The organism is Parabacteroides sp. MSK.9.14, from assembly GCF_019041495.1.
GTDB classification, from domain to species: Bacteria; Bacteroidota; Bacteroidia; order Bacteroidales; family Tannerellaceae; genus Parabacteroides; species Parabacteroides merdae.
On sequence record NZ_JAHPXO010000011.1, the window covers coordinates 101,607 to 125,378 of the forward strand.

The 23,772-nt window shown below is 51.0% G+C and carries 17 protein-coding genes and 1 pseudogene; 1 reads left to right on the forward strand and 17 read right to left on the reverse strand.

The window, feature by feature from the left end:
* Positions 1-269 precede the first annotated feature (269 nt).
* The 10 genes from KTG12_RS08065 to KTG12_RS08110 all read right to left on the reverse strand — a co-directional run bounded on the left by KTG12_RS08065 (position 270) and on the right by KTG12_RS08110 (position 13,847).
* Positions 270-629, reverse strand: a complete 360-nt coding sequence (locus KTG12_RS08065; RefSeq protein WP_008640871.1) for a helix-turn-helix domain-containing protein — start codon at positions 627-629, stop codon at positions 270-272.
* Positions 604-2,730 carry a bifunctional DNA primase/helicase gene (locus KTG12_RS08070; RefSeq protein ID WP_032573024.1) on the reverse strand — a complete coding sequence of 709 codons (2,127 nt, stop codon included), beginning with the start codon at positions 2,728-2,730 and terminating at the stop codon, positions 604-606. The genes KTG12_RS08065 and KTG12_RS08070 overlap by 26 nt, the downstream gene beginning before the upstream one ends.
* Positions 2,693-3,103, reverse strand: coding sequence for a helix-turn-helix domain-containing protein (locus KTG12_RS08075; RefSeq protein WP_008640869.1), 411 nt, complete (start codon positions 3,101-3,103; stop codon positions 2,693-2,695). Before KTG12_RS08075 ends, KTG12_RS08070 begins: the two co-directional genes overlap by 38 nt.
* 234 nt (positions 3,104-3,337) lie before the next feature.
* Entirely contained in the window at positions 3,338-4,171 is an 834-nt protein-coding gene (locus KTG12_RS08080; protein WP_008640868.1) for an RteC domain-containing protein, read from the reverse strand.
* 211 nt (positions 4,172-4,382) lie between these two features.
* Positions 4,383-7,631 carry a fimbrial protein gene (locus KTG12_RS08085; protein WP_155144352.1) on the reverse strand — a complete coding sequence of 1,083 codons (3,249 nt, stop codon included), beginning with the start codon at positions 7,629-7,631 and terminating at the stop codon, positions 4,383-4,385.
* Between the two features lie 36 nt (positions 7,632-7,667).
* Positions 7,668-9,080, reverse strand: coding sequence for a DUF5042 domain-containing protein (locus KTG12_RS08090; protein WP_138273017.1), 1,413 nt, complete (start codon positions 9,078-9,080; stop codon positions 7,668-7,670).
* On the reverse strand, positions 9,080-9,994 hold the full coding sequence (locus KTG12_RS08095; protein WP_009040575.1) for a FimB/Mfa2 family fimbrial subunit: 915 nt from the start codon (positions 9,992-9,994) through the stop codon (positions 9,080-9,082). The genes KTG12_RS08090 and KTG12_RS08095 overlap by 1 nt, the downstream gene beginning before the upstream one ends.
* A gap of 194 nt (positions 9,995-10,188) precedes the next feature.
* Positions 10,189-11,622: a hypothetical protein gene (locus KTG12_RS08100; RefSeq protein ID WP_009040576.1), complete on the reverse strand. Its 1,434-nt coding sequence runs from the start codon at positions 11,620-11,622 to the stop codon at positions 10,189-10,191.
* Positions 11,623-11,677: 55 nt separating this feature from the next.
* The gene (locus KTG12_RS08105) at positions 11,678-13,180 is read right to left on the reverse strand and encodes a hypothetical protein (protein ID WP_138273015.1); all 1,503 of its coding nucleotides are present in this window, start codon (positions 13,178-13,180) and stop codon (positions 11,678-11,680) included.
* A gap of 55 nt (positions 13,181-13,235) precedes the next feature.
* Positions 13,236-13,847, reverse strand: coding sequence for a DUF3575 domain-containing protein (locus KTG12_RS08110; protein WP_005823195.1), 612 nt, complete (start codon positions 13,845-13,847; stop codon positions 13,236-13,238).
* 493 nt (positions 13,848-14,340) lie between these two features.
* Here KTG12_RS08110 and KTG12_RS08115 point away from each other — a divergent pair, with 493 nt between their 5' ends.
* Positions 14,341-15,186: an AraC family transcriptional regulator gene (locus KTG12_RS08115; protein ID WP_005805222.1), complete on the forward strand. Its 846-nt coding sequence runs from the start codon at positions 14,341-14,343 to the stop codon at positions 15,184-15,186.
* A 578-nt stretch (positions 15,187-15,764) separates the two neighbouring features.
* Here KTG12_RS08115 and KTG12_RS08120 read toward each other — a convergent pair.
* The 7 genes and pseudogenes from KTG12_RS08120 to KTG12_RS08145 all read right to left on the reverse strand — a co-directional run bounded on the left by KTG12_RS08120 (position 15,765) and on the right by KTG12_RS08145 (position 23,490).
* On the reverse strand, positions 15,765-16,979 hold the full coding sequence (locus KTG12_RS08120) for a site-specific integrase (protein ID WP_007485338.1): 1,215 nt from the start codon (positions 16,977-16,979) through the stop codon (positions 15,765-15,767).
* A gap of 372 nt (positions 16,980-17,351) precedes the next feature.
* Positions 17,352-18,368, reverse strand: a complete 1,017-nt coding sequence (locus KTG12_RS08125; RefSeq protein ID WP_007485339.1) for a hypothetical protein — start codon at positions 18,366-18,368, stop codon at positions 17,352-17,354.
* A gap of 41 nt (positions 18,369-18,409) precedes the next feature.
* Positions 18,410-20,746, reverse strand: coding sequence for a TonB-dependent receptor (locus tag KTG12_RS08130; protein WP_009040579.1), 2,337 nt, complete (start codon positions 20,744-20,746; stop codon positions 18,410-18,412).
* Positions 20,747-20,843: 97 nt separating this feature from the next.
* A pseudogene (locus KTG12_RS22265) lies at positions 20,844-21,175 on the reverse strand (hypothetical protein).
* A 106-nt stretch (positions 21,176-21,281) separates the two neighbouring features.
* A complete protein-coding gene (locus KTG12_RS08135) occupies positions 21,282-21,803 on the reverse strand; it encodes a ParB/RepB/Spo0J family partition protein (RefSeq protein WP_005798034.1) in 522 nt (173 codons plus the stop codon).
* Between the two features lie 5 nt (positions 21,804-21,808).
* A complete protein-coding gene (locus KTG12_RS08140; RefSeq protein ID WP_138273014.1) occupies positions 21,809-23,089 on the reverse strand; it encodes a DUF3440 domain-containing protein in 1,281 nt (426 codons plus the stop codon).
* Positions 23,086-23,490: a hypothetical protein gene (locus KTG12_RS08145; protein WP_005805232.1), complete on the reverse strand. Its 405-nt coding sequence runs from the start codon at positions 23,488-23,490 to the stop codon at positions 23,086-23,088. The genes KTG12_RS08140 and KTG12_RS08145 overlap by 4 nt, the downstream gene beginning before the upstream one ends.
* Positions 23,491-23,772: the final 282 nt, after the last annotated feature.

Consider the following 23,772-nt stretch of genomic DNA (forward strand, 5'->3'; position numbering starts at 1 on the left):
TATACATCTTGTCTTTTTTGAAAAGTGCCAGTTTTCTATTCCAAGACGTTCAGCGAACGTACAATATGTATATCAATCCCTGCTTGCTTCCAAGCCGGGTATGAATCTTTCATGTCATGACAGCAACCGTACCCCGGTAGAGTACCACCTGCCGTACTTTGTCACAAAGGTACGGGAAACTTCCCGAATAACAAAACAATAGCCCTGCCTAATCTCACGATCCGGCAAGTCCCCGTCCACTAACAGAAATCATAAAGGAAATATCACTTTTACGGAAACAAGCCTTTTTTCCTGCGCCTTTCCTCTTTCCGGACTTCCTTCTCCTTCCGTTTTGCAGCCCGTTCCTCCACAGCGGCAAACTGGTTGCGGAGGAACTCGTGCACATCTTTCACCCGATAGAAGACCTTGCCACTGATAGTGAAGTACGGCAGTATCCCAATGGCACGGTAACGTTGCAATGTGCGAATACCGACCTTCAGCAGCAGGCACAGGTCCTGGTTATCCAGTACCTCCTCTCCATCCAGCGCGTTGCTCTTCTTCAGTACTCTTTCCAACAACTTCTCCGTCCGGTCGAAACGTTCCATGATACGCTCCATCCAATTCTCAAATTTTTCGCTGTCCATATACATAGCAGTCGCCCTCCTTTTCAATAATTTCCTTTTCCCGCATGTAACGGATGTACCCCTTCGCCGTCCGTTCCTTCACGTCCAGGGTTTCCTGTATCAGTTCGCATAGCTCGATATAGCCATACTTTTTTTGCGTGACGAACGCTGCCCGTGCCATTTCAGACAGTTCCTTCTCCTTGCGCCTTTCTTTCTCCACCCTCGGTTTCTCTCCCATATAGACAGGCATCCCGGCCTGTTTGTCCCAGCGGAACTGCATCAGCGGGATATCCAGCGGGCTTCCATCCCTGACCTTCAATGCCTTCACCACCGACACCTCCGGGTTCTCGTCCTTCTCGATGGAGAGGATAGCCGCCGACTTCCGCTGCAACTCGCTGCCCAAGTGTCCACGCAACTTCAACCCGTTCGGCACGAAATGTACCACGGCGGTGATGCACGTGCGGTAAATTCCCGCCAGGCGGTAAATTTCGTCAACCAGCGCCACGCTCTCTGCCTCGTCGTTGGCGCAACGGATCAGGTCGGCAACTCCGTCGATGACGACCAGATGGATGCCCCCGTGCAGGTAGTGGTACTTGTCCATGCTTTGGATGATGGCGGTCAGCCGCTCGTTCCTCGACATCCCCGTCAGGCAGTACACGTGCAGGTAAGGCGGCATTTTCTCCCGACCGGCACGCCGCAGCAGCCGCCCCGTGTTCTTGTAGAGCTGTTGCTCGCTCTGTTCCGTGTCGTACAGCAGCACCGCACGCCCCTTTCGGTTCGGTTCCACCTTCACCCCAAGAAGGTCCGCGTCCTCCTCCCGTTCCATAATTGCCCCGGCGACCAACGCGGCGGTATAGTTACTCTTGCCCGTCCCTTCTCCGCCCGTGATGCAGAGTATGTTCTCTTCCGAGCCTAACGGCACGTCCCCGGCGGTCACGATAGCGACTGCCTGCTCCGGCGGGCAGTCGTAATCGATCTCACACGATTTCAGTACCGCCATCGTGTCCCCGTACAGCGTGTCGAGCAGTTTCAGGAACAGCCCCATCAAATCCTCCCGTGTGTGTCCGGCTTTAAAATAGTCCGTCACGTCTTTCTCTGATTTCGTCCCCGGCAGCGGTAGTACCAGCCGTTTAACACCGTACTCCGACAGTTGTACCCGGTGCTTCTCCGAGCATTCCAGCCCCGTCTTGTCCGTGTCGTACAGCAGTACGATGTGCTTGAAGCGATAGACGAGCTTCCGGACGGTCTTCGCCGGGATTACCGAGGTTTCCGAGTTGAAGCAGATGGCTTGGAAACCGTGAGCCGCAAGCGTCATCACGTCCTTCTCGCCACCCGTGAGGAAGAGCAGGTCGCCCTTCGAGGGCAGTTGTTCCAGACCGAAACAGTAGTTGTCGCCCGTATGACCGCCATAGACGAAACGCACTTCCGATAACGGGCGGTACACCTTCACGCCCCATTTCCCCCTGTAGCCGAACATCGGTTCCGCCGGGGTTGAAGTAAAGCCGAACGTCTTGCCTTCCCTTGTCTCGCTCCGGTACTCGGCGAGCGACACCACCCCGTAACGGTGCAGCACCTCTACCGTGATGCCCGATATGCCCCAGTAGGCGAGCTCTCTCTCTGTGAAAGACTTTTCAGCTACTTGGTAGGGGCTTGGTCCAGGACGCTCGCGGGATAAATCTTTCCCTTCCGTGCCCGTGACAGTATCCCCGGGAATGCTCTCCCCGGTATTTTCCCCCTCACTTTTCTCTCGTGCACCCGTTACGGGCCGTGTCGTCCGGCAGCTTCCCTCCCGATTGTTGGTACCGGAAGGGATGGCCCCATCCAACCCCAGGCACAACTCCCGGTCAATGGTGTGCAGCACTTCCACGAAATCAGCGGCACTCCGGCAGTCCAGTCCTTTCAGTTTCGCCACAAGGAAGAAACAGTCTCCCGAATACTCACCGTTACCAAAGTCCTTCATCCTGTACATCCCGCTGTGGCGATCATAATAAACGTTACACGAGGCCCTGCCATCAGCGTACAGCGGATTCAGGAAATTTCGACCCACCCGCCATTTTACGGGCAGATAATGACGGAACACCTCCAGCCCGTTACCTGTTTTTGCCAGTATTTCCTCTTTTCTTACCATATGATCTGCTTTTGCATTGGTGTAAAGGGTACGCTTCAATCATTCGGTCCACCAGCTTGTCAGGCGTTTCCCGTATCCAACGCTCATGGAACTGTTCCACGTCCGTACGGCGGTAACGTATCTTCCTCCCGCAGATAGAGTAAGCGATGATACGGTTCGTGCGGTAACGCTGCAAAGTACGGGGACTGATTTCAAGTTGTTCACACACTTCCTTTCCCGTCATCCATAGCCCTGCCTTCCTCGTACCCTTCTTATCCGCTACCGGCCATTGCTCCCGCTCCTTTGTTCCGGACGCCTCCACGTATGCCGCTATCCCCTCTATCTTCTCCACGAGGGTAGCAAACGCTTTGCTTTCGATTGCTATTATTTCCATAATCTTTTAATAATTTGGTTTCCGGTTACAAAGGTCAGTCTGTTCGACCGTTTTTCTTTTCACGTTCGTAGCAAGCTGCCAAAGTTTTTTTTCTGGTACAAAAAAACCGCCGCGGAGCCTTATTCGGGCTCTCTACGGTGGCTATATACTGTATTTTCACCAAATGGCGTATCGGGAAAGGTGATTTGGCAACTTGCTATGAACCTGCCAGTCTCTTCCTTGTTTTACAAAAGGTTATCCGTCCGTTTCGTCCATTCGTTTCAACAAACGTTCCTTCATTTGATCAAGGTAAGCTGTCCGGCTGTTCTTCCGGTTACGCATGGAGATAAACGTGTGGTACACGTCTCCCAGGTCAATATGGAACATTTGTTCGAACAGCATCACGAGCTCGACAATGCTCACCCTCCCGTTATCCACGCTACCCATCGCCCAAATGCCATATATCAGTTCCACGGCAGCCGCCTTCCGGTCCGTCCAATGGTGCTCCTTTTCCTGCACGGCATACGCCCCCTCCATTGCCAGCAGCACTTTCCGGTTCAGATAACCAAGTAACATTTCCGCCGCTATCAGTCTTGCGGCCAACAAGTCATAACCGGTTGACATCACCGAATCCTCCTCCAGCATAAAACTTCCGCTTTCCGGGCTCAGCTCCTTTTTGGCACGGCGGAAATAGTAATGGTCCCGGTAAGTCGCCCCGCTCCGGTAATACTGGTAAAAGGGAAGGTATCGTTCCAGTTTCCGCTGGTATTCTTTCATAGCCTTGCGGTAATGCATCCGGGCAATCTCCGGGCAACATGAACAACCGCTCTCGATCTGGTATACCCGGTAATAATACAGCAGGCGTCCCGTCAGGGCAGGCTTGTAATACTTGAAAAAGCAGATTTCCTCTTCCACGTTGGAGAATGGGTGGTTTAGGACATAGTCCTTCAACTCACGGGATCGCTCCCTCAAAAAAGAAACCATCTCCTGACAAGTCCGTATCACTTGCTCTCCCTCCATACGGGAAGATTCAATGCCCATCTTACGTTCGACCTCCTGCATCAAGTTGTTAAAGTACGTTTCTATCATGTTATTCCTTAATTATGGGGCACGTGAGTACCTTCACGCTACCCGATTTATTTTTATGCCTCGCTTGATTCGATCGCAGGTTTTCCTTTCGGCCCTTTACGATGAAAAAACTTTTCCTCATATCGAAAAGACCGGAGAAAAGCCATGATACGGCTTCCTCCGGTCACACCTGCAAAACTGGGAAATTCCTTCCCCAATCCCCGGGACCAGACTATTCAAGGTCCCTCACGCAACGCACGTATCCCTTCCTGTTATTCACAAGCCTGTCATTGTCACCCGCCCACTGGGTATCCACGGTCGTGACCCATCGGAGATAACCATGGAGATACATCTGGTAGCCGGCACTGAACGATCTTGCCCCGTTCATGCTACGCTTGGAAAATCCCGTCCGAGAATGGAGAACTTCAGATTCTACTACTCCCAGAGAAGGAAGGTCATTACCGAATTCGTAAACCTCCTTTTTCTCAGGGTTATGCCAGTCGAACAGGCTCCCGCACATGATGATCAATTCCACCTCGTTGGGCACCCGCCAGGTTCCCAGGTCGCTCTTGTCCGCCTCCTGGTAATAATAGGCGCACGGGCTGTTTCCCTGTTCGATGTCCGCCATCAGCGTGCTCCAATCCTGTAAGTAATACTCGCTCTTCCTGTCAGGATTATTCAAATCCTTGGGCTTATCTATCTTATTGGCGATATACTTGGCCACCTCAAACCCGTTCTTGTAAATGGTGTTGCTCTGGGAGTCCTCATCATGCGCGGGCAACTCGTAAATGGCTCTTACTCCACGCGTCATGCTGTATGGCAGGTTATCTGCCCTAAAGACCAGATATTCCTCTTTCGTCCTGTTATTGACAAGAGACTTGTTCAGTTCCTTGCCCAACTCCTCGATGTGATAGCTTTCTTCCCCAGACTCCAGCATCCCCAGATCCCTGATCAACCTCACTTCCGAGTAGGGGGTGCGGTCCCCGGGTGAGTTCCCTCCCTTGTAATAATCAAAGTTTGCGATGGGAGTCACGCTGCGGGACTCCAAGATACAAATATAGGGGTTGGAAGAGTATAAAGAAAGGTTTGTACTTGCCATAAAGGCTCTTGACATATAAAATGCTGTGGCGTTGTCCGAGGGGGCGTGCCCGTGCAGCCTGGAATGTAACGGCAACGCCCGTTCCCCCACGAGAAGCATACCGCTCTCGCTCACCGAAGGAATATACCACTTCATCTCGGCGGCCTGCATCCGGCCATCACGGTTATCATCCCGGTTCCGTAAAAACGGGGTGAAACAGGCATATTCGGCGTGGTAATTCTTGGCTGCCAAATTATAATGGTCTCTGCTGAGAGTCAGCTTCGCGTTGTCCACCTTCGTCATGACCTGCCATAACTGGTCTTGTTTACTTCTTCTCATCGGGTCAATCATGACCTCTTGACTGAAGTCGCCCGACCTTGCCATCACCTTCCAGGTATTCGACCAGCCGTTGGATGTATATTTATTATAAAAAGCATCCGGTTCTCCCGGAGCCTTCACCATAAAGTCCAGGTCCGGTGTCTCGTTCACGTTTTCCACCCCCCAGACACGCATGCCTTCGGGTCCCTCCGTAAACACCGTCTTGATGGACATCTGACGGATGGAAACGACAGCCTGGTGATAACGTGACTGCCCGTCGGGGGAGATTTCATGCGACGTGTTCACCAGCAGGTCGAAAGTCCGATCCGGGGCGTTGGCAAAGGTTTTCCACAAGTTCTTGTCCTCGGGGGCGCCATCCTGCATGGGGTTCCGCTCGTAGAAATACTCGTTGGCGTAAACCGTCACCTTGCAAAGCCCCGTGGAGGCATTAAATACATAATCGGGCTCTTTGACAAGTCGGTAAAGAAACTGTTCCAGCGAAAGCAGATGCGCCCCCGTGTTGGAGTAATATTCCATGGTTTCGTTTCCATTGTCAGACAGGGTGCTCGGGTGGATGAAGAACGCGAGCCAACCAGTGTCTGCCTTCTTCTCCCCTGAAGGAATGTATCCGTTATCCTCCAGCTGTTCCAGCTCCGCCCTCGTGTAAGAGACTATCTTGTCACAGAACGGGGTGCGTATAGCAAAGGAGATCATCGCGTCGTCCTTCAAACTGCCATCCGGACTGAAGATGGCAAGCTCGTCCTTGTTGAAACGCATCAGGCCCTGTTCATAATGGCAGTCAAAACTGAAGGAGCGGTGAGCGTCATATACAAGGCCTTCCACCCCGGGAGCGGGCTCCTCTTCCCGGTCCTTGTCGGACATCGCCTCCACTACCAGGTCGTTCATCCCCTTGATCGTCACGTTATAGGTATAGTGCACGTTACGTTCTATATCATAATCGTTGACCGGATCATTCTCCGCCGTGTATCCCAGATAAACGCGGTAGGTCACCCTCCCGAAACGCTCCGTTGAGACTTCACCGGTTGTCATATCCTGGCGTAACTCACCCGTGAACTCGATGTAGGGAGCCAGATCCGGAGCGTATTCTGTAGCTCCGTTCTGCACGTTCGGCTTCTCCGTAGCATCGGGAACGGGAGACTTCACTTGTTTCTGCCGCAGGTCATACCCCTTCCTCTCCGCATTGTAACCGGGAGAGGCGGGAGTTATCATTTTTTTTGCCAATTTCCGGTTCTCCGGAAGGTAAAACGTAGTAGTAGTAGTAGCGTCGCCCTCGAACTGGAATAATTCGGACAACCAGTACGAATCCATCTCCATCCCGCCGGCATCCCAGGGAGCCCCGGCGTCACTGCCCTTGACATGCTCGGTGACAAAGGTCGAAGCCGGCACGTTACCGACTCTCCATGTCCCGGGCACGAACGTGAGCCCCTCCCCGGTTTTCAGGTTGACCGTGATTTTCGCCTCCGCACGTTTCAGGGAGACCTCGAGGCGCCTGGTGTCGGGACTGATCTCCTCCGTCTTGGTAACTGACATCAGCAGGTTCCCGTTCGGTCGGAACAGGGTACGGGCGGTCATCTCCGCCTTGACCCTCTGAATGTCCGAAAGGGACGACACGCCAGCCAGGATCCCGGGCTCTACCTGAAACAGCCCGTCACCATCCGATTTATAGTTCGCCAGCAGGACCAGCGTCTTCTCTCCCGAGGTAATGGGGATGTTTTTCAGCAATCCCATGCTCGTGGGTGCATCCGTGTCCTTCTCGCCGGTTGCCGTTTCCAAGGCAGCAGCGGCCTGATAAAGCTCCGCACGGGGATACTCCCGGGAAAACTCCACGCCGCCGCGGGAATCGAAAACCCACAGGTAAAGGTTGTATATCTTTCTCTCCTCGCCTTCCGGCAGGCCCGAACGTGTCTTGGCCCTGTTGGCTGCCGTACCCACGCTGATGTCTACCGTCGTGGGCACGCCTTCCGGGACACCGCTGCCCCGAAGCAGCTCCTCGTCCGTACAGCAGGTAAGAACGGGCAGTAACAAAAGAATGAAACAAGTTATTTTCAGCCTATATGCTTTCATATATAATAAAAATTTATAATGACAAAATCGTGAACATCACTGAAAAGGAGGGAACTCCACATCCTTCCGCTCCCAGGATTCGACCCGGTAGATAATCTCTCTGTCCGCGGCTTCCGGCAAGACCATGAATACCTTATAATCCCGGTTCGGGTAAATGGGGCCGGAATACACCCCGGGAGAACTTTCCTCGCCAATGTCAAGCAAAAAGGTCCTTGTCCTGGTCTGTGAGATGTTTCCTCCTGTATAATACTCCACTGTCAGCTGTATCTTCGGGTGAGGGTGTCCTTCCTGCCAGGAATTGGCTTCCGGAATATACGGGGCCAGGTACTGGGGAAGGAAGAACTGCTCGTATTTTTGGGCGTCCATTTCCGTATAGTCAATCCCTCCGCTGGCATTGAGGGGGGCCTCGTAGATGGTCAGTTGCGCTTCATTTTTTATTCCATAGGAATACGTGCCCGTATGCTCCGTGTTCTTTCCCGTTCCCGGGGTGGATCCTGCAAGCTGGCCGCCGTCCGAGTCATTCTCCCTGAAAGAAGGAGACATCAGTACCGGAAAGTTCAAAAAGGCAATCCTTTTATAATTATAAATGATCTGCTCAAAGGGGGCAATGCTTGCGATGTATATTCTGACACGGGAGAAATCACGGAACAGCGGGATTGTGATATCCTGCACCTGCTCCCCGGAAGCGGGCTGGACGGCCGTGGACAGCTTTCCCGAAAGCATGCCCATATGCAACCTGTTGGATATTCCGGGAGCGTCATTCCAAGAGATATTGGAAGTTGTTGTCCAATCTATAATCTTCTCATCCGACGGGGAAGGAGTCACACCATCGTACGGGTTGTCCACCGGAATGCCGAGACTGCCGTCATCCTGCTCCCTGATGATGGCAGGGAATGCGGCTTCGACAATATCCTCCCTGTCCACCTCCTCCATGCCTTCCCCGAGGAAGTCCCATGGAACTGCGTTCTGCAGGATTCCTCCGGGCGTATAATAGGGCAGGTCCTTTCCTGTCTGGTTGGGGGCATAGAAAGCATAGAATTCACTCTCGCCTTTGGGGATGCGTATCTTGGTTTGATATTCCCCCTCCGCGTTGCCCGAACTGAAAGGAAGCAGGCGACTGTACACATACCGGTTCTGCTCCTTGTTGAAAACCATAAGTGCTATTCTGGGCTGTGCGGGGGCTTGGGGAAACAGTGTGCCGGTTTTATACCAGTTGGCCGGATCGGAGGAATAAAGGTCCAGCATCTCACTTCCCCCGGCTGTTACGCCACGGGTTGACAGGTTCAGCCTGACGGTCACGTCATCCTCTCCGGAAAGCCGTTCCGGGATATCTTCTTCGTTCCGGCATCCTGTCAGGGCAAGGAAAAAGAGCGGCAACACCGTCATCACAAAGTTCCTCAAGGCCCTTACCGTGCGAGTATATTTAGTATCTTTCAGCATAATATTCATCAATCGGTTATGGGAACCACGTCAACGGCTTCCCAGGGTTTTACACTTACTGTCAGAGAACGGGGATTCTGGCGGAAGAACAGTGGAAGCACCGCTTCCTGCCGCCCCGTTATCCGTATCTGGTCGGGATACAGAGCGATATATTCCGCGACATCTACCATGCAGAGAACCTTATCTCCCTGCATAAGACGGATCGTCAGCGGGTCCCCGTCCTTGAAGCGCAGGGTATTGAAATCAAGCACGAAACGGTCGTTTTTTCCTCCCGTGTAAAACGGAAGGTCGAAGGATGTTTCTCCGGAACGCTGCCCGGAAAAGGAGAAACGGGCTGAGAGCGTTTCCATCGTCAGGCGGAAGCCCGTCCCCTTGTTCTGTTCGTACCAGGTCCCGGCGTTCTCATCGTCGTCGGGAAGGACTACCGCATGGATTTTCACGTGCTGGGAATAAAGTCTTACCACGTCACGGGAGTCGTTCATGACCTTCGACGTGATGGTGGTTTCCCCAAGGTATAGCCTGTCAAACGTGCCGGCCGCCGATCCGTCCTTTTCCGCCAGTTCGGGCCGGGAAACCGACGCTTCACCGTAAGCACCATCCCCGATAACCGTCTCGTTCAACGCGTTGCCCACGGCCACTACTTTATAATCACCTTCCGGGAGCCTGACCTCCAGCGGTGAAAGCAGCTGTTCTCCCTCCAGGTGGTGTTTCTCCACCAAGGCCCCGTTCCCGACGTCAAAGATGAAGACGTCAATGTCATCCACGTATTCCTGCAGATGTTCCTGGTTGTCATCGGCCAGGTAGGAGAAGACGATCGTGTTGCCAAGGCAGCCGCTCAGGTCGTCATACACCCGGTCACATGCGGTCACGAGGTATAAAGCGGCCAACAGGCCCAGCCAGGTCGGTATGTTTCTTATGTTCATACTTTACACTAATTATTATAAATCAATACTGTAATTTTCCCGAAAGAGAGGACACGTTTCCCTCCCGCGGGTAATAAAAAAGGGAGGGGACAAACTTTCCCCTCCCCGAGAGTGCGGGGCGGATTCCGGTACCGGCCTGTCAGGGCCGATACGGGAAAAGCGCTCCGGCAAGCGGCTATTACTCTCTATCTGTATCAGTCAAGGATGGGGAATACGTTCACAGCGGTCCAAGGCTGCACCTCGACACGGACGATGACGTTCACGTTCTCGTCCTCCAAATCCCCCTGTCCGCCCGGTTCGGGAGTCACACCTTCAGGAATGCTCGGGTCAACATCCACGAGGATACCCTGGCCCCCGTTCAGCGCAGCGAGATCCAGATTGATCAGGTAACCGCCCTTGCCGGCTTCCAGATCCGTCGTGCCTGCAGTTTCACCTTCTGCCTTCGCGTAACCGGATATAACGACAAAACGTCTGTCGGCGGATACGCCGTCGTCACCTGTCTTGAAAACGAAAGCAAGTTTTGGAGCGTTGTTTTCCTTACCGTAACCCGTAATGCCGTTCACGAAGAAGTTAAACGCTGCGGCCTTTGCCCCCTGTGCGAAATCGAAACCCGCTGCATTGAAATAGGAGGCCACTTCCGACAAGTCCGTGTTACCGTCGGGTTTGAACGTGCCGTCTTCGAATTTATAGCGGTCTCCGGCGTAGGTCTTGGCCCAGAACCAGTTTGCCTCTTCTTCCACTGTAAGTTGAGGAACAGAGAGCGTTCTGCTGAAACGGTTCATCAGGATACCTTGGTTTGCAGTGGTCACTTCGACAACCTGCAGCCATTGACTCAGGCTGGCCTGTTGGGCAATGTCGGACTTGCCGTCCCATGTCTGGCCGTTGAAGCCTGCGGCATCAGCCTTGAAAGCGGCCCACGCTTCGGCACTGCTCTTTCCCTTATTTTCATCCTTGGCCAGCCAAGTCGTGCACCATTGTTCAGCCTCGGTCTTTTTCCCGTCTTTCCAGATAACCTTGACAAACTTGGTACCGGTCACCTGGAAGCGGTTCATGCTGGCGGTCAAGGTGAGCTCGGCCTTCTTCACGGTACGTTTGTCTTCCTGAGGATTGACGCCATAAGGCTCGGCGCCAACAGTGGTAAGTGTTTCAGAACCGGCATAAATCACTTCATTAATTTGGGCTTTCAGCTGTTGTTTGCTGATTTCAGCAACAGTCTTTCCCTCACCGTCAACCAACGCTCCCTGAGGGTTAGCGATAACAAGTGCCTTTGTCACGCCATTGTCCACGTCAAGGAATTTATAACCTCCCGTCGTTGCCTCTGCACCCACGGCAGTAGCCGAAGTCAGCTTGGTAAAATCATCAGTATCTTTTGTAAATTCCTTCGACAGGACAATGTCTTCCCCAGCCACCAAGTACACATGCAGTTTTTCAACCGATGCCGCATCCTGGTCGTTGGCGGTGTTCTGCAATTCGCCCATGGCGGCACGTGTGCCCGGACCGGGTAATGCCACTGACATCACCACATCAACCGGTTGGTTGCCACTCTCCGGCGCTACCGGATTCTCTTCGTTGTTACATGCAGCGAACAACGCCAACGAGGCCACTGCAAAATACTTCATTACTTTCATAATTCGAATTGTTTTTAAATTAAGATTACTAATACTATATATAACTATGTCTGAGTTACATCTCTATCTGCTGATTGTTTCCACCGTCCCCGGGCTCCCCTGAGAGTTTTTGTTTGCCCTGGGCCATACCGGCTTTCTTGATCAATTCTTCCGCCTTCCTCCAGTCACCTTTCATGTTATAGGCAACGGCCATGGGAAAGAAAGCACGGCTGTCATTCGTTACCGGTTCCAACACCCGCAACGCGCCGTCCGCATCCTGCCCGTATTTCAACAGGGCGTTGGCGTAATTCAGGATTGCCACGGTGTCATCCGGGAACTGCCCGTAGGCCCTCTCGTACACCGGAAGGGGAGACATCCCCCGGGAAGCGTACAGTCCGGCCAGCTGGTACATCTCGTGCTGACTGAGACACTCGGGTTTCGTTTCAAAAATTTCGAGAAGTTCCTCCACCGTGTAAGGTCTCACGTCAAAACTGAGACTGAAAGTCGTGCGCCGCAGTCCCGGGTAGAACTCTTCGAGGAGGAGGCGATAGCTCCTGCCGTCATCCAAGGCACGGATGGCCTCCTCGCGTTCCGTGTCACGCTCGTTATGTCCGATGATAAAAAGAATTTCGTCCCTGTTGACGAGGGTGGAGCCGCTGACCATCGATTTAAGACCCTCCCAGTCCTCCCCGATACCCTCGGTACGATAAACCGGTGCATTTTTCAAGGCGGGGTATTGACGCGAAATATAATCTGAAAGGGTTTGGGTGCGTCGTTGCGCGAGGGACCTGTTGTAATCGAAGCTCCCCTCGGGAGAGGCATAGCCTTTTATATCAACCTCTTTGAGTGACGTTCCTTGAATATTCAGGTTCTCCGAGAGAAACTTCTTCAGCCTGTCAAGCTCCTGAGCATTGCCTGTAAAATCTTCCTGCAGGTCGTGGCGTGCAACAGGAAAGACCACCTTACAGTCGAAGGAATCCTTGTAGCATTTGATCATGACCTTTTCCGGTTCGATGAAACTGTAGGCATAATCCTTTTCCCCGAAGAGGGGGATACCGGCCTGAAAGGCAATATCCTCGCTCTCGTTCGTGCCGCACTCGGCACAGCCGTACGACACCTCCCTGACAACGAGACGCCCGTCAGCCATCCACCGTTCAAAAGGGACGCTCCTTTTCACAGTCAGGCCCGAACTTTCCAACACCTTGGCGGAACGGACCTCGCCGGATCCGGGGTTACCGGGTTTCAGGTTGCCCAACGCCTTTCGACGCTTGATCACCTTATATCTTCTCTTGCCGGCCACGCAGACCGGTTCGAGGCGGACGCTGTCACGCCCGTCAGCCGAGACATAGACGGGGAACAGGTAAGCGACTTCCTGGCTTCCAAGCCCTGCCAGAGGGAAGACACTGAAAGTAATATCCAACGCATCTCTACCCGGTTCACGCTCCACACGGCTGTTTGAATAATCCCAACGCGAGGTACCTGACGTTGATAAAATGTCCTGGGCGGAAGAAAACAAGGGAAACATTCCCAGGCAGCCCATGATAAGGATTTGCTTCTTGTTAATATGGTAAGGTTTCATTGATATACATTTTTAGCATGATAGAATAAAAAATTGTGTCCCCGGATTCAGGGAGTTATTTCAACATGTAAATAATTGAAATGGCGGCCCTGGTGGGACCTATGTAGTCCGCATCCCCCTTGCCCAGCTTCTGCCCGCAGGTGGTACACTTGTACTTGTCATAACGGGCGTGCACGTAACCGATACCCAAGGAGGCCTCGATATTGAAACGGTTGGAAAGCACCCACTGGTAACCGGCGCTCAACCCGCCTCCCCAGAAATAACCCTCGTAACGGTGGTCCTTCATGTTTCCGTCCCCTTTCTGAAGCACGAAGGGGACATCGACACCTCCGATATTCATCTGGCCGCCATGGGCATGCAACCCGAAGAACCAGCCGTTGAAAACGTCACAGGTCCAATAACGGAGCTCCGGCTGGACAAGCCAGTGACTGAACTTCTTTGCCTTGTACCGGGAAGACGTGGCGTCCCGCGTGTAGAAAAAGAAATTCATACCCACCTGTGTGTCAAGGGTCCATTTACGCCCCATGGAGAACTCCAAGGAGAGGTTGGGAGTTTTCAAGGCATCGTAGGCCAGATTGTTCTTCAAGGCAACCTTTTGAGAGAAGGCACCAGCCGAACAAAGCAAAAACACCAGAAGAAAAAACGGTTTCATCATACTGTTATTCATTGTTTCGTTACTTTATTTTATAAGAGGACAAGCCAAAGTTATCCTTATGTAATAATCATTAATAAAAATGCAGCTTCCCGGAAAAAACTCCAGAATCTTTCTTGCACGTATAGAGTGGACGGCCGGAAACTCCTGCCCGCACCAGAAGGACCTGCAGGGACGCAACCCGCCCACGAGACTTAAAAGTCTTTCAGCCGATCCGGCGAAAGCCGAATAGAGGACACCGTCCCGAGTATGCAGGTAAATCGAATCCCTGTTGGACCATTCCATGTTGAATATCTCATGACTCATTCGCATAATGTAAACCTTTATTCGATGACTTTCTTATTTTCCACTCTCTCCCGTAGAGAGTGGAAAATTTTTCAAAATCCGCTCTGGAAAGCGGTTATAGATGCCAAAAAGAAATAAAAGATGAAACATGGACAGATTTTATCATATAACTAACTGAAAATAAGATTACTAATATTTTCATTAGGCAACAAAAACAGAAACAATGGAACTTTTTTATTTGAACGAGCACACGTCTTGTTATAATTACTCAAAATCTATGCAGGAGGGATTCCGGTATTATAAATTTGACGAAGGATTGAACCACGAGGAGGAATTGGTAAAAGATTGTATCCTGTTCGTACTCAAGGGAAGTCTGCAATTCTCCTGCAACGGTTTTCAGTTCACTGTTTCATCAGGAGAGATGGTCTTTTTTTGCCGTGACAGCCTGTTTAACACCCAATCACTGGAAAAATGTGAAGTCGTGGCTGCCCTGTTCGAGGGGGGAGTATGGCCCTGTCAAAGGGCCTCCTTTTCAGAGTTATACCACCTGAGGGAAATTGTCGAATATCGTATGGAACCTCTTGAAATCAGGGATCGGTTATGCAAATTTCTTGAACTACTGGTGTGTTATCTGGAAGATGGAGCGAACTGTATCCATTTTCACGAAATAAAACTCAAGGAACTTTTCTGGAACATTCGCTTTTACTATTCCAGACAGGAACTTGCGAATTTTTTCTATATGATTATAGGCCGTTCGCAAGACTTCAAAAATAAGGTCTTGAACAATTACAAAAGTTGCAGGACCGTAAAAGAACTCGCATCGGCCTGTGATATCTCCCTTTCCGCCTTCAAAAGACAGTTTTCCGCGGAGTTTGGAGAGGCTCCAGCCGAATGGATGCAGAAACAGTTGTTGGGAGAAATCAAATACAAACTTTCAGTTACAGACCTGCCGTTGGGAACCATTGCCAATGAACTGGAGTTTTCCTCTCTTGCACACTTCTCCAGATTTTGCAAAAGATGTCTGGGATGTTCTCCCAGAGAGTTAAGACAGCAGATAAAAGGCGGTTAAACAATCTCTGAATGGGGGAGATAAGAAATTGATAAATAATAGAGCCAAAACGGAAACAGCCAACAAAATTATTGTCTTTAAATTTGCAGCGTAATCCAAATAAAAAAAGGATTACGCTATTTTTTAACACATACTGTAAGTTTTTTTTGATTTTCCACTCTCTACGGGAGAGAGTGAAGAAACAGGAACAAATATACGTATATTGTGATAATATACTATAATTAAAGTGAAAAAAATATCTTAGATAATAGAATTTAACTAATGTAGAAAAATATTATTATTCCATTAAATCATCTGTTTACCCAACAGATGCCGGTCCAAAACGTAGATACCATAACATGTAAATCCCTCTCGTAGCCATCTTTCAATTGAAGACGGTATAAGATAAATTAGCTAAATAAGGTGTTCCTTTTTTTCCTGTATAATCCCGCCACGTGCACCAAGGCGGGATTTACAGAAACATCCGGGAATGGTAAAATTATCGGTGGTAAAAGCCTCTTTGGGAGTGGTTAACCGCCGTCCATCGTCCAGACGGGAACTGAAGAATTTGAGCTGATATCTTTCGCGGTCGGGCCCGGTCAATCATCCACCGCTAAAATGAAGTCAGCCACTTGATTATTAACCGCATCCAGTGCGGAATGATCCAGTTCTTTCAGATAGATTCGGGTCGTTTTTTCCGACGTATGCCCCAGACACTCACCAATAACATGAACCGAGGCACCGTTCACCTTGGCTATCGTGGCCCATGAATGGCGGGCCGCATGAAGTCTCAGCGGGAATTCCAAACCAATGACCCGGGAAATCTTTCCCAGGGAGTAACGAATCCTATGGTAGGCACTTCTATAACCAGCGTACGGATCCCGTTCTGCCGGAAACAACGGGAAGATGTATTCTCCCGGTACATTCTTGTATCTTTCCAGGATACGACTGATCTCCTTGTTTATACCTACCCGCATCAATTGATCGGTCTTGTGACGCCTGTAACAGATTTCACCCGGGAAAACATGCCTCTTTTTTAGCAATGCAATATCGACGAATGACATTCCACGCGTGTAAAAGCTGAACATGAAAATGTCCCGGGCAAGAGATAATGGGCTGTCCTTTTCCAGTTCAATTGCGGATAGTGTTTTAATCACAACCGGATCAAGGGAGCGTTTGAGAGTTTTTTCCGTTTTAATGCTTATATCGCGAAATGGGCAAGGAAGTTCCAGGCCCATCTCCCGACATCCCTTCCTGAAAAGAGCCTTGATATTATGCAGATAAAAACCAATGGTGTTATCGCATATACCCGAAGCGAGTAGTTTCCCCTGGTAGTCGGAAATGATCCGGGAAGAGAGTTTTATGAAAGGAAAATCCTTTTTTCCCAGGTACCTCTGCATGGAACGCAGGCTGGAGGCGTATGCCCGGGCTGTTCCCTCATGACCGCATTCACGAAGCTCTCGGATTTTCCGTGAAAAATAGAAATAAAAACCGGCTTCGCGGGTTAACACGCCGTAAGTCCTGAATACGTCCTCTATTTCGTATTCCCGGGATTTCTTCTCTATCATTGAAATACACTTTAACAGTACCCTTGAGATACTTTCGCACCTGTTGTTGATCCTCCGAATCGACTCCGGGGTGTTTTCCCCGCCGTCGATAACCCTCCCTTTTACGGGATCAAACAGGGTATCCGGGATGCTGAATCCTGTATAAACAACCTTTTTCCTTCGCTTGTGAAGAACCTGCACGACTAACGGGAATTTGCCGGACCGGTTGCTCCTTCCTTTTACCAATACTGTTTTAACTGTTGCCATAAGTTTTTTATTAGTTAGACATTTGACGCTTCCTTGTTTCCTGGAAAGGAAGCATAAACTTATATGCATCAAATCGGAAAAAGACCAAAAAAGTTCAGTAACCAAGCGGGAAAATTGCACGAAAGACGGGAAGTCGGTTCCAGACCCGTCGGTAAGGGAACGGTACGTCTTGTATGTATAGGATTTTTTTCAACTTGCCAAACATGAAAAATGGAACAGGGTGAGATGGTAAAGCATGTCCCAATACATCCCCAAGTAAACCACGGGGATTAAGCATAGCAGATGGGATTTTTCGCTGCACAAGACAAAAAAGGCGGCCCCACCTGCCGCCTGTAGATTGATAAAGAGAGAATTCCATCCTACGCAAGATTATCAAAGCCATATGGATCCAGCTTCCACATCCCCCGCCTGGTAGGTATAGGAGATGAACTCCTCAAGCGCCTCCTTCCATGTAAGACTGAAGGTTTTCATGATGGAGTGTAGCGTGCGGTTGCTGTCTTCATCCAGGCTATCCTCCCCGATCAGGTTCACATCTGCCTCCGGGTCCACATCAACAAACTCCTCGCGGCTCCAAAACACCACTACCGGGATGCTCAGGTTAATATCCCATGTTCCACGCTGGATCAATACCCCGGAGGGCTTGTAGAACGGGTCAAAGCCGTTTGTCTGCGGGTTCTTTTTAGAATTGTAGCCGTGATACAGGCGGAGTTTCAGGTCAAACTCCTTGCGGTCCTTCAGGAACCGGATAACTCCTTTTAATCCTACCGGGTTAGTGCCTCCCGTAATTTCCGCCTCGTTGTCATGTTTGGTCTTGTCCCAGGGCGTGGTATCCACATAGAGATAATCCACCAGTGCCTCCGGATCATTGTCGTCAGCTTCCGGTTTCCCGTCAAAGGTAGGTCTCACGTTCTCCGGGGTGAAGAAATGCTGGTGGATATTCTCCTGCCCGTTCTCCACGAACTGGCCGTTCATTAACTCTCCTTTGGAATTGTAGTAATAGATAAACATCAGGTAAACCGGGGCCGGGGTAAAGTTGTTTCCATTTTTATATTCGCCGTTTTTCTGAACGTAAAACTTGCCCTGGCTTCCTTCAGCAAGGGTCCATCCACTGCCGGTCTTCAGTTCATAAGTGATCTCCTGGACACGTTTCATATACCTGGCCGGGGATTCCGGATTTTGGTGGGGACCTCCGGCCTTCTGTATCTCGTTCCAGTCAGCGTGCAGGTGGCATTCAACGAGGCGGACGGTCATTTTTGCCGGGTCCTCATGCAGTTTGTTCTTCGTCTCGTCTTCTGGTATTACAGGATCCTTGCTGCAAGAGTTCAGCGACAGGACAAGGGACACTCCTATCAGAAGTGCCCACACGGTTTTACATGCAATTGTTCTCATTTTTCTTTTTATTTATTAGTGTTGATTATAGTTGTTATAAATTAAAAAATCCAGTTTACACCGCAACGCACATCACGTCCCATATCATGCGCATAGTAACGCGAGCGGTTGGTGTATTCCTTGTACTCACGATTCAGGAGGTTGTCTGCCGACAGCATGAACCGGACCTGGTGTCCCCGTTTCACGGGAAGTTCAAGAGCAGCGTCGAACCCGAGGAGATGGTACGCCGGGGGAGTATACGGGATAAGATCCGTGTCCGGATCAAACCGCCTCTGTTTTGCGGTGAAACGGTGCCTGATGTTCAGACGCAGCCTGAGATGCGATTTCGTCTCGTGTATCCACGCAAGTTCATGGCTGAAACGGAAGGAGGGAATATAAGGAAGATAATTACCCTTTGTCCGTTCGTTTGCCCGTATAAAGGAGACGACGGCATGGTAGTCCCATGAACCGCCCGGAGTGAAACGCAGGTCAAAGTCCATACCGCGGAAGAAAGCCGGGGTCTGCCTGTACTGGAAGACCGGGTATGCTCCCGAAATCACGGTGACTGTCTCTTTCTCCGGCCCGTCATAGATATAGCCGTCCACCCATTGCAGGTAACCGTCCAGACAGACGCTGAACATCCCGTCGCCGTAACGGAGGGAAGATATCCATTTGTAGCTTCTTTCCGAGTGCATCGCAGAGTCTCCCCTGACAAACATCCCAGACCCGAGCTCGTTCCCGTTGCTGTACAGTTCATACACGTGAGGGGCACGCCAAGCCAGACCGAAGTTGGAGGTGAGCCTCCAGCGTCTGGAAAGTTGATAGTGTCCTCCCAGGCTGTAGGACACGTTGTTAAACTTTCTTGTCCCGCCATAGGGGCCTCCCGTCCAGTCATAACCACTGGCACGGGTTTCCTGCATATCCAGGCGGAGGCCTGCTTCAACGCCTCCCCTGGCCAGGTGATATTTCCCGATTCCGTATATCCCTGCCTGTGTCTCCGTGTAGTTCGGGATAACGGGCACGAATCCGGTACCCGCGCGGCTGTGGTTCTCGATGAACATGACCTGACCTCCCGCCTCGACTTGCCAGGAGCGGTAATCCCGCTTCCAACGCAGAAGATGCTGGAATGAATTCAGGTGCAGGGAAACCGCCGGAATGTTAGAATCCAGCCGCCGGACACGGTTTTCCTGCCTATCGTCCTTCTGCCAGGTACTTTGCCAGTGAATACTTCCCCCCTTCTTCATGCCGAGCCGCATCCTGCCGAATGCGATCTGATGGGTGACCTCCTGGCAGGGAGCCCTGATACCACGGGAGAAGGGATCCGTGTGCAGGGGGCGACCAAGCCGGATACGTTCCGCCAGCAGGTCCTCGCTACCCATCTGGGCGCTGAGCATCACCCCTGTCCGGCTGTAGAAGCGGCTGTAGAAACCTTCCACTCTCAGACGTCCGCGGTCATAGCCCAGAGAGGCGGAAGCGTGATACTCTCTGGTTCCCGTGTTGTTCAGAAGATAGTGCGCAGTGGAACGGTCCCCGGAATTTGACCAGGTTCCCTGCAGACGCCAAGCGAAATCACCGGGAAAAGCACCTTCGAGCTGTCCGGTAGCCACGTAGCGACGCCCGTTACTTCCGTAAAGTGCGGAGATTCCCCCTTGAAGGGAGCGTTTTCTGAAAGGAAGCGGAGACTGCTCCATGACGATAATCCCTCCAAGGGCATCCGAACCGTATCTTACCGCATCGGAGCCCTTGATTACCGAAACAGAGGAGCTGCCGTTCATGTCCACTTCGGGAGCGTGGTCGGCTCCCCATTGCTGCCCAGTCTGGCGGGCACCGTTATGGATGATCAGTATCCGGTTCCCGTACATTCCTTGGATAACGGGTTTGGATACAGTGGTTCCCGTGCTGATGGAACTTACCCCGCTGACACGTTCGAGCAGGGTGGCAAGCGAGGTTCCCAGCGCGTTCCTGATCTCGGGAGATGAAAGGCGCCGGCTCACCACGTTGGGTGACGCCCCGGCACGTTCACCGGTCACGACCACTTCCCCGAGTTTTTGTATGTCCGGGGAGAGACATACGGTATGTATGCTGCTTTCTTTGAATACCTCGTTCAAAGGCACACGCCGGGAACCGTAACCCAGGCACTGCACGAGGACCGTATCCATGAAACACGTTCCATGACCGAAAACAATCATTCCACGGGGGGAGCTGACAAGTAACCGTTCCCTGGTCAGGATATAGGCCCCTTCAATGGGAAGCCCGCTTTCCTGGTCAATGACCAGCAGAGTATCGCGTGTACCCGTCGATTGCCGGTCAGCCTGTACCCGTGCTTCCATGGGAGAAGGGAGGGTACATAGGCAGACAACAAGCAGGCACACATACTGGAGATATGCATGAAATGTCATACTTGAAAAAATATAAACGGGTTATAATCTGTTAAGACAGGACATGAAAAGCCCCTGCACGCAATCACAGTGATGGCATGCGAATCCCTCAAGGGAGTTATGACAAACACACAGGGGGTGCACGGAGGAAATGCGGGAAAAGAATGACGATGACATCTGTTTCCCCGGAGATAAGATACCTTACAGGCCTGCCAGTCGGAATATAATCGTATATAAAAATCCCTGCCTCGACAAACGGGGAGAGCGTAAAGAGACAGATGGTACAATTTTCAGGAGAATCGTGACGGGAGTGTCCCTGTTCGTTATGGGATACGCACGAATGTTCCCCGTGAACATGAAAAGCTTTCACGAGGAAAAAGGGCATCAATGTCAGCAACAACATACATGCTATGACAGCCGCTGTCTCTGTCTTTTTTTCGTATGATCCATTAGTTTGCAAAATTAACGGTTTTAATCATCACTCGCAATACCTACAAATAATGATTTGCAAGCATAAACACCATGTATATTTGTTACGGATACCAGACAGACCGTTTTATTCCTCCAACCAGTCGTCTGAGAGCCCGAAACTCCTGTCACGAAACAATTCAGCCAGACCTGAGATTTGTTTGAAACGGAGTAACTCGTTCTTGTCCATGCCTATGTTGCGCATGATCCAGCTGTCGGACATACCCGATTTTGACAGTTCCGCCACAATACCTGTCATAAGTTCCAGCGAGTGCATTCCCCTGGCCCTGTTATGACGGATAGTCGAGGCCATCCTGTTCGAGATGTCTTTGTTTATGACCGTTACAGGCAGCAATCCGTTCTCGCGCTTGTAAATCCTGACGGATGTTTTCATAACCAGATAGCGGTGGTAACCGTCAACCAGCTCGTAGATATCCTCTTCTTCCCGGTAATAACACACGAGGGGCATCGTGTAGCCGTCTTCCCAGATGGACAGTTCCAACAGTTTCATCTCCGGGGGAGCAACGACATTCGGGTTATAGCTGTTGGCCACGATTTTCTCGACTGGCACGGCCTTGACGTTATACGCCGGACTTTTAAAACTTGACATGACAATCACAATTTATATCTTTTCAAAACTCTCTCTTTCATCTCCCTCTCCCGTTTGGTCTGCGTGAAACCCATATACTTGCAGGTATGATCGTTTTTCAGGATGCAGACGCACATTCGTTTGTAAGTGGGTATTTCACGAAATTCAGGGATATCTATCTCGTCTATATACTCCATGCGGACGGGCCTCTTGTCAGTCCGGTATGCCGTGCATTCTTCCACCGTGAACGGTACACCGGCCGCACGCAGCTTCCCGATCGTTTCCTCTCCCAGGCAGCCTCCTTTTTCTCTCCAGAATTTCTGGCTCACCCTCAGTTTCTCCAGGTAGTTCTCCCTTGTCGCCCGGGGAAGCGTGTCAAGGAGGAAGTACATGTACTCTTTCCACGTGAACCCGTCCGGACAACTGATGGAGCGCCAGCCCATCGCAACCGTGTTCCCGTACATTCCGGCGAAACTGACGCCGTTGACCCGGCTGACCATGCGTCCCCAGGTATCCGGATCAATAACTTTATAAAGATGCAGGGTCGAAACGGCCTGTGAGATAAACGGGCTGGTCACCCTCTGGCGGGACAAGGGAATCCCGGCCTGGTAATACAAGTCATACAAACGGTTATAATCCCAACCATACCGGGCATACCCCGTCCACACGTCCGTTGTCTTCCAGTCGTATATCGGGTAGGCGTTATAAGTGTAATATCCTACACGGTGAGTCCACTTGTAGTTGGCCAGCTTACGGTAATTCTTGTCGGAATGAATCGCCCGCCACCGGTTGAAGCTCTCCTGCGTGCGGATCCCCACGAGGCAGCAAACACGCTTGCATCCCTTCTTACGACGTATCCAGGAAGGGAAAAGAGACTGGAAGTCGTAATCCCACAGGCTGTCGTTCCAGAAATCAAAATCTTTCACGGTAAGAGCGGTGCCCGGCATCTGGCGAACCCAGATATTCTGGTACCCCTCTTGCCAGGGACGCCAGTACTGCTGGTACATGGAAGTACATGTGGGTACCTTGAAGGGGACACAACAGTGGAACACTTCAAGGATATCCCGGTTGTTGGAAAACATCCTTTCCACGTACTCCGTGCTCTGGCGGTACTGCACCTCGTAATCCATGTGGAACACACCCAGTTTTCTACCGGGAGCATGCATGCGGATATAATCCATGCACAAATGGAGAAGGATGCCGCTATCCTTGCCACCGGAAAAAGAGACATACACGTAATCAAAATAGTCAAAGATGATCTTCAATCTCCGGTTGGCGGCCTCGTGGACATCCATCCGGCGCATCATGCCCCACCTCCTTCATGATAACGCATCTTGACATACTTCTTCCACTCGACACAGGGGATAAAATTCTTCATTGAAAAGTCTTCCACGTGGCGTTCGTGTACAACGGCCACAAGGGAACCATCAGAAGAAAAATCATGGATAATACGGTCCAATAACATCTCTATTACAGAGGAGTTATCCCCGCTAATATAGTAGTTATCTATGCAATTGTTTGTCAAGGTCATTTTCACGGGCATGAATCCCAACACCCTTTGCTCATCCATGGCAATGTACCAGACATGGTTACGCGTCGTTTTGAAAGGGTAATTATTATTTTGCCGCAATACGGCCGGGTTCATTACCAAAGGGGCGACAAGGTCAAAAAGCCGACCGTCCAATCCTTGTAACTTCAGAATGTTCATGATTCCAATCCGTTATTACTAAAAATCGAATGTGTACCTATTATGCGTTTGTCCATGATTTCCGACATTATCATGCCGCAAGCACGTTACAAATGACTATCCGCAAACATGGATATCAATGGGGACGGGAATGATACCTCCTGAGTTTCCAAAAGGGAGAAAAACATAAGAATGAACAATAATGCCACGGGAACGATCTCCACACCCCATTCCCCTATCAGCTCAAAAGTCACGTGCAGGTCACATACCCTTCTTTCCGAAAACATATGACCGGAAAGGCAG

What these genes read in the sequence shown, in the direction of transcription:
- KTG12_RS08070 (WP_032573024.1), bottom strand. Translation starts at nt 2,730, where the DNA reads ATGGTAAGAAAAGAGGAAATACTGGCAAAAACAGGTAACGGGCTGGAG.
- KTG12_RS08085 (WP_155144352.1), bottom strand. Translation starts at nt 7,631, where the DNA reads ATGAAAGCATATAGGCTGAAAATAACTTGTTTCATTCTTTTGTTACTG.
- KTG12_RS08130 (WP_009040579.1), bottom strand. Translation starts at nt 20,746, where the DNA reads ATGACATTTCATGCATATCTCCAGTATGTGTGCCTGCTTGTTGTCTGC.
- KTG12_RS08080 (WP_008640868.1), bottom strand. Translation starts at nt 4,171, where the DNA reads ATGATAGAAACGTACTTTAACAACTTGATGCAGGAGGTCGAACGTAAG.
- KTG12_RS08115 (WP_005805222.1), top strand. Translation starts at nt 14,341, where the DNA reads ATGGAACTTTTTTATTTGAACGAGCACACGTCTTGTTATAATTACTCA.
- KTG12_RS08125 (WP_007485339.1), bottom strand. Translation starts at nt 18,368, where the DNA reads ATGAGAACAATTGCATGTAAAACCGTGTGGGCACTTCTGATAGGAGTG.
- KTG12_RS08105 (WP_138273015.1), bottom strand. Translation starts at nt 13,180, where the DNA reads ATGAAACCTTACCATATTAACAAGAAGCAAATCCTTATCATGGGCTGC.
- KTG12_RS08100 (WP_009040576.1), bottom strand. Translation starts at nt 11,622, where the DNA reads ATGAAAGTAATGAAGTATTTTGCAGTGGCCTCGTTGGCGTTGTTCGCT.
- KTG12_RS08135 (WP_005798034.1), bottom strand. Translation starts at nt 21,803, where the DNA reads ATGTCAAGTTTTAAAAGTCCGGCGTATAACGTCAAGGCCGTGCCAGTC.
- KTG12_RS08090 (WP_138273017.1), bottom strand. Translation starts at nt 9,080, where the DNA reads ATGAATATTATGCTGAAAGATACTAAATATACTCGCACGGTAAGGGCC.
- KTG12_RS08120 (WP_007485338.1), bottom strand. Translation starts at nt 16,979, where the DNA reads ATGGCAACAGTTAAAACAGTATTGGTAAAAGGAAGGAGCAACCGGTCC.
- KTG12_RS08065 (WP_008640871.1), bottom strand. Translation starts at nt 629, where the DNA reads ATGTATATGGACAGCGAAAAATTTGAGAATTGGATGGAGCGTATCATG.
- KTG12_RS08110 (WP_005823195.1), bottom strand. Translation starts at nt 13,847, where the DNA reads ATGAATAACAGTATGATGAAACCGTTTTTTCTTCTGGTGTTTTTGCTT.
- KTG12_RS08075 (WP_008640869.1), bottom strand. Translation starts at nt 3,103, where the DNA reads ATGGAAATAATAGCAATCGAAAGCAAAGCGTTTGCTACCCTCGTGGAG.
- KTG12_RS08145 (WP_005805232.1), bottom strand. Translation starts at nt 23,490, where the DNA reads ATGAACATTCTGAAGTTACAAGGATTGGACGGTCGGCTTTTTGACCTT.
- KTG12_RS08095 (WP_009040575.1), bottom strand. Translation starts at nt 9,994, where the DNA reads ATGAACATAAGAAACATACCGACCTGGCTGGGCCTGTTGGCCGCTTTA.
- KTG12_RS08140 (WP_138273014.1), bottom strand. Translation starts at nt 23,089, where the DNA reads ATGATGCGCCGGATGGATGTCCACGAGGCCGCCAACCGGAGATTGAAG.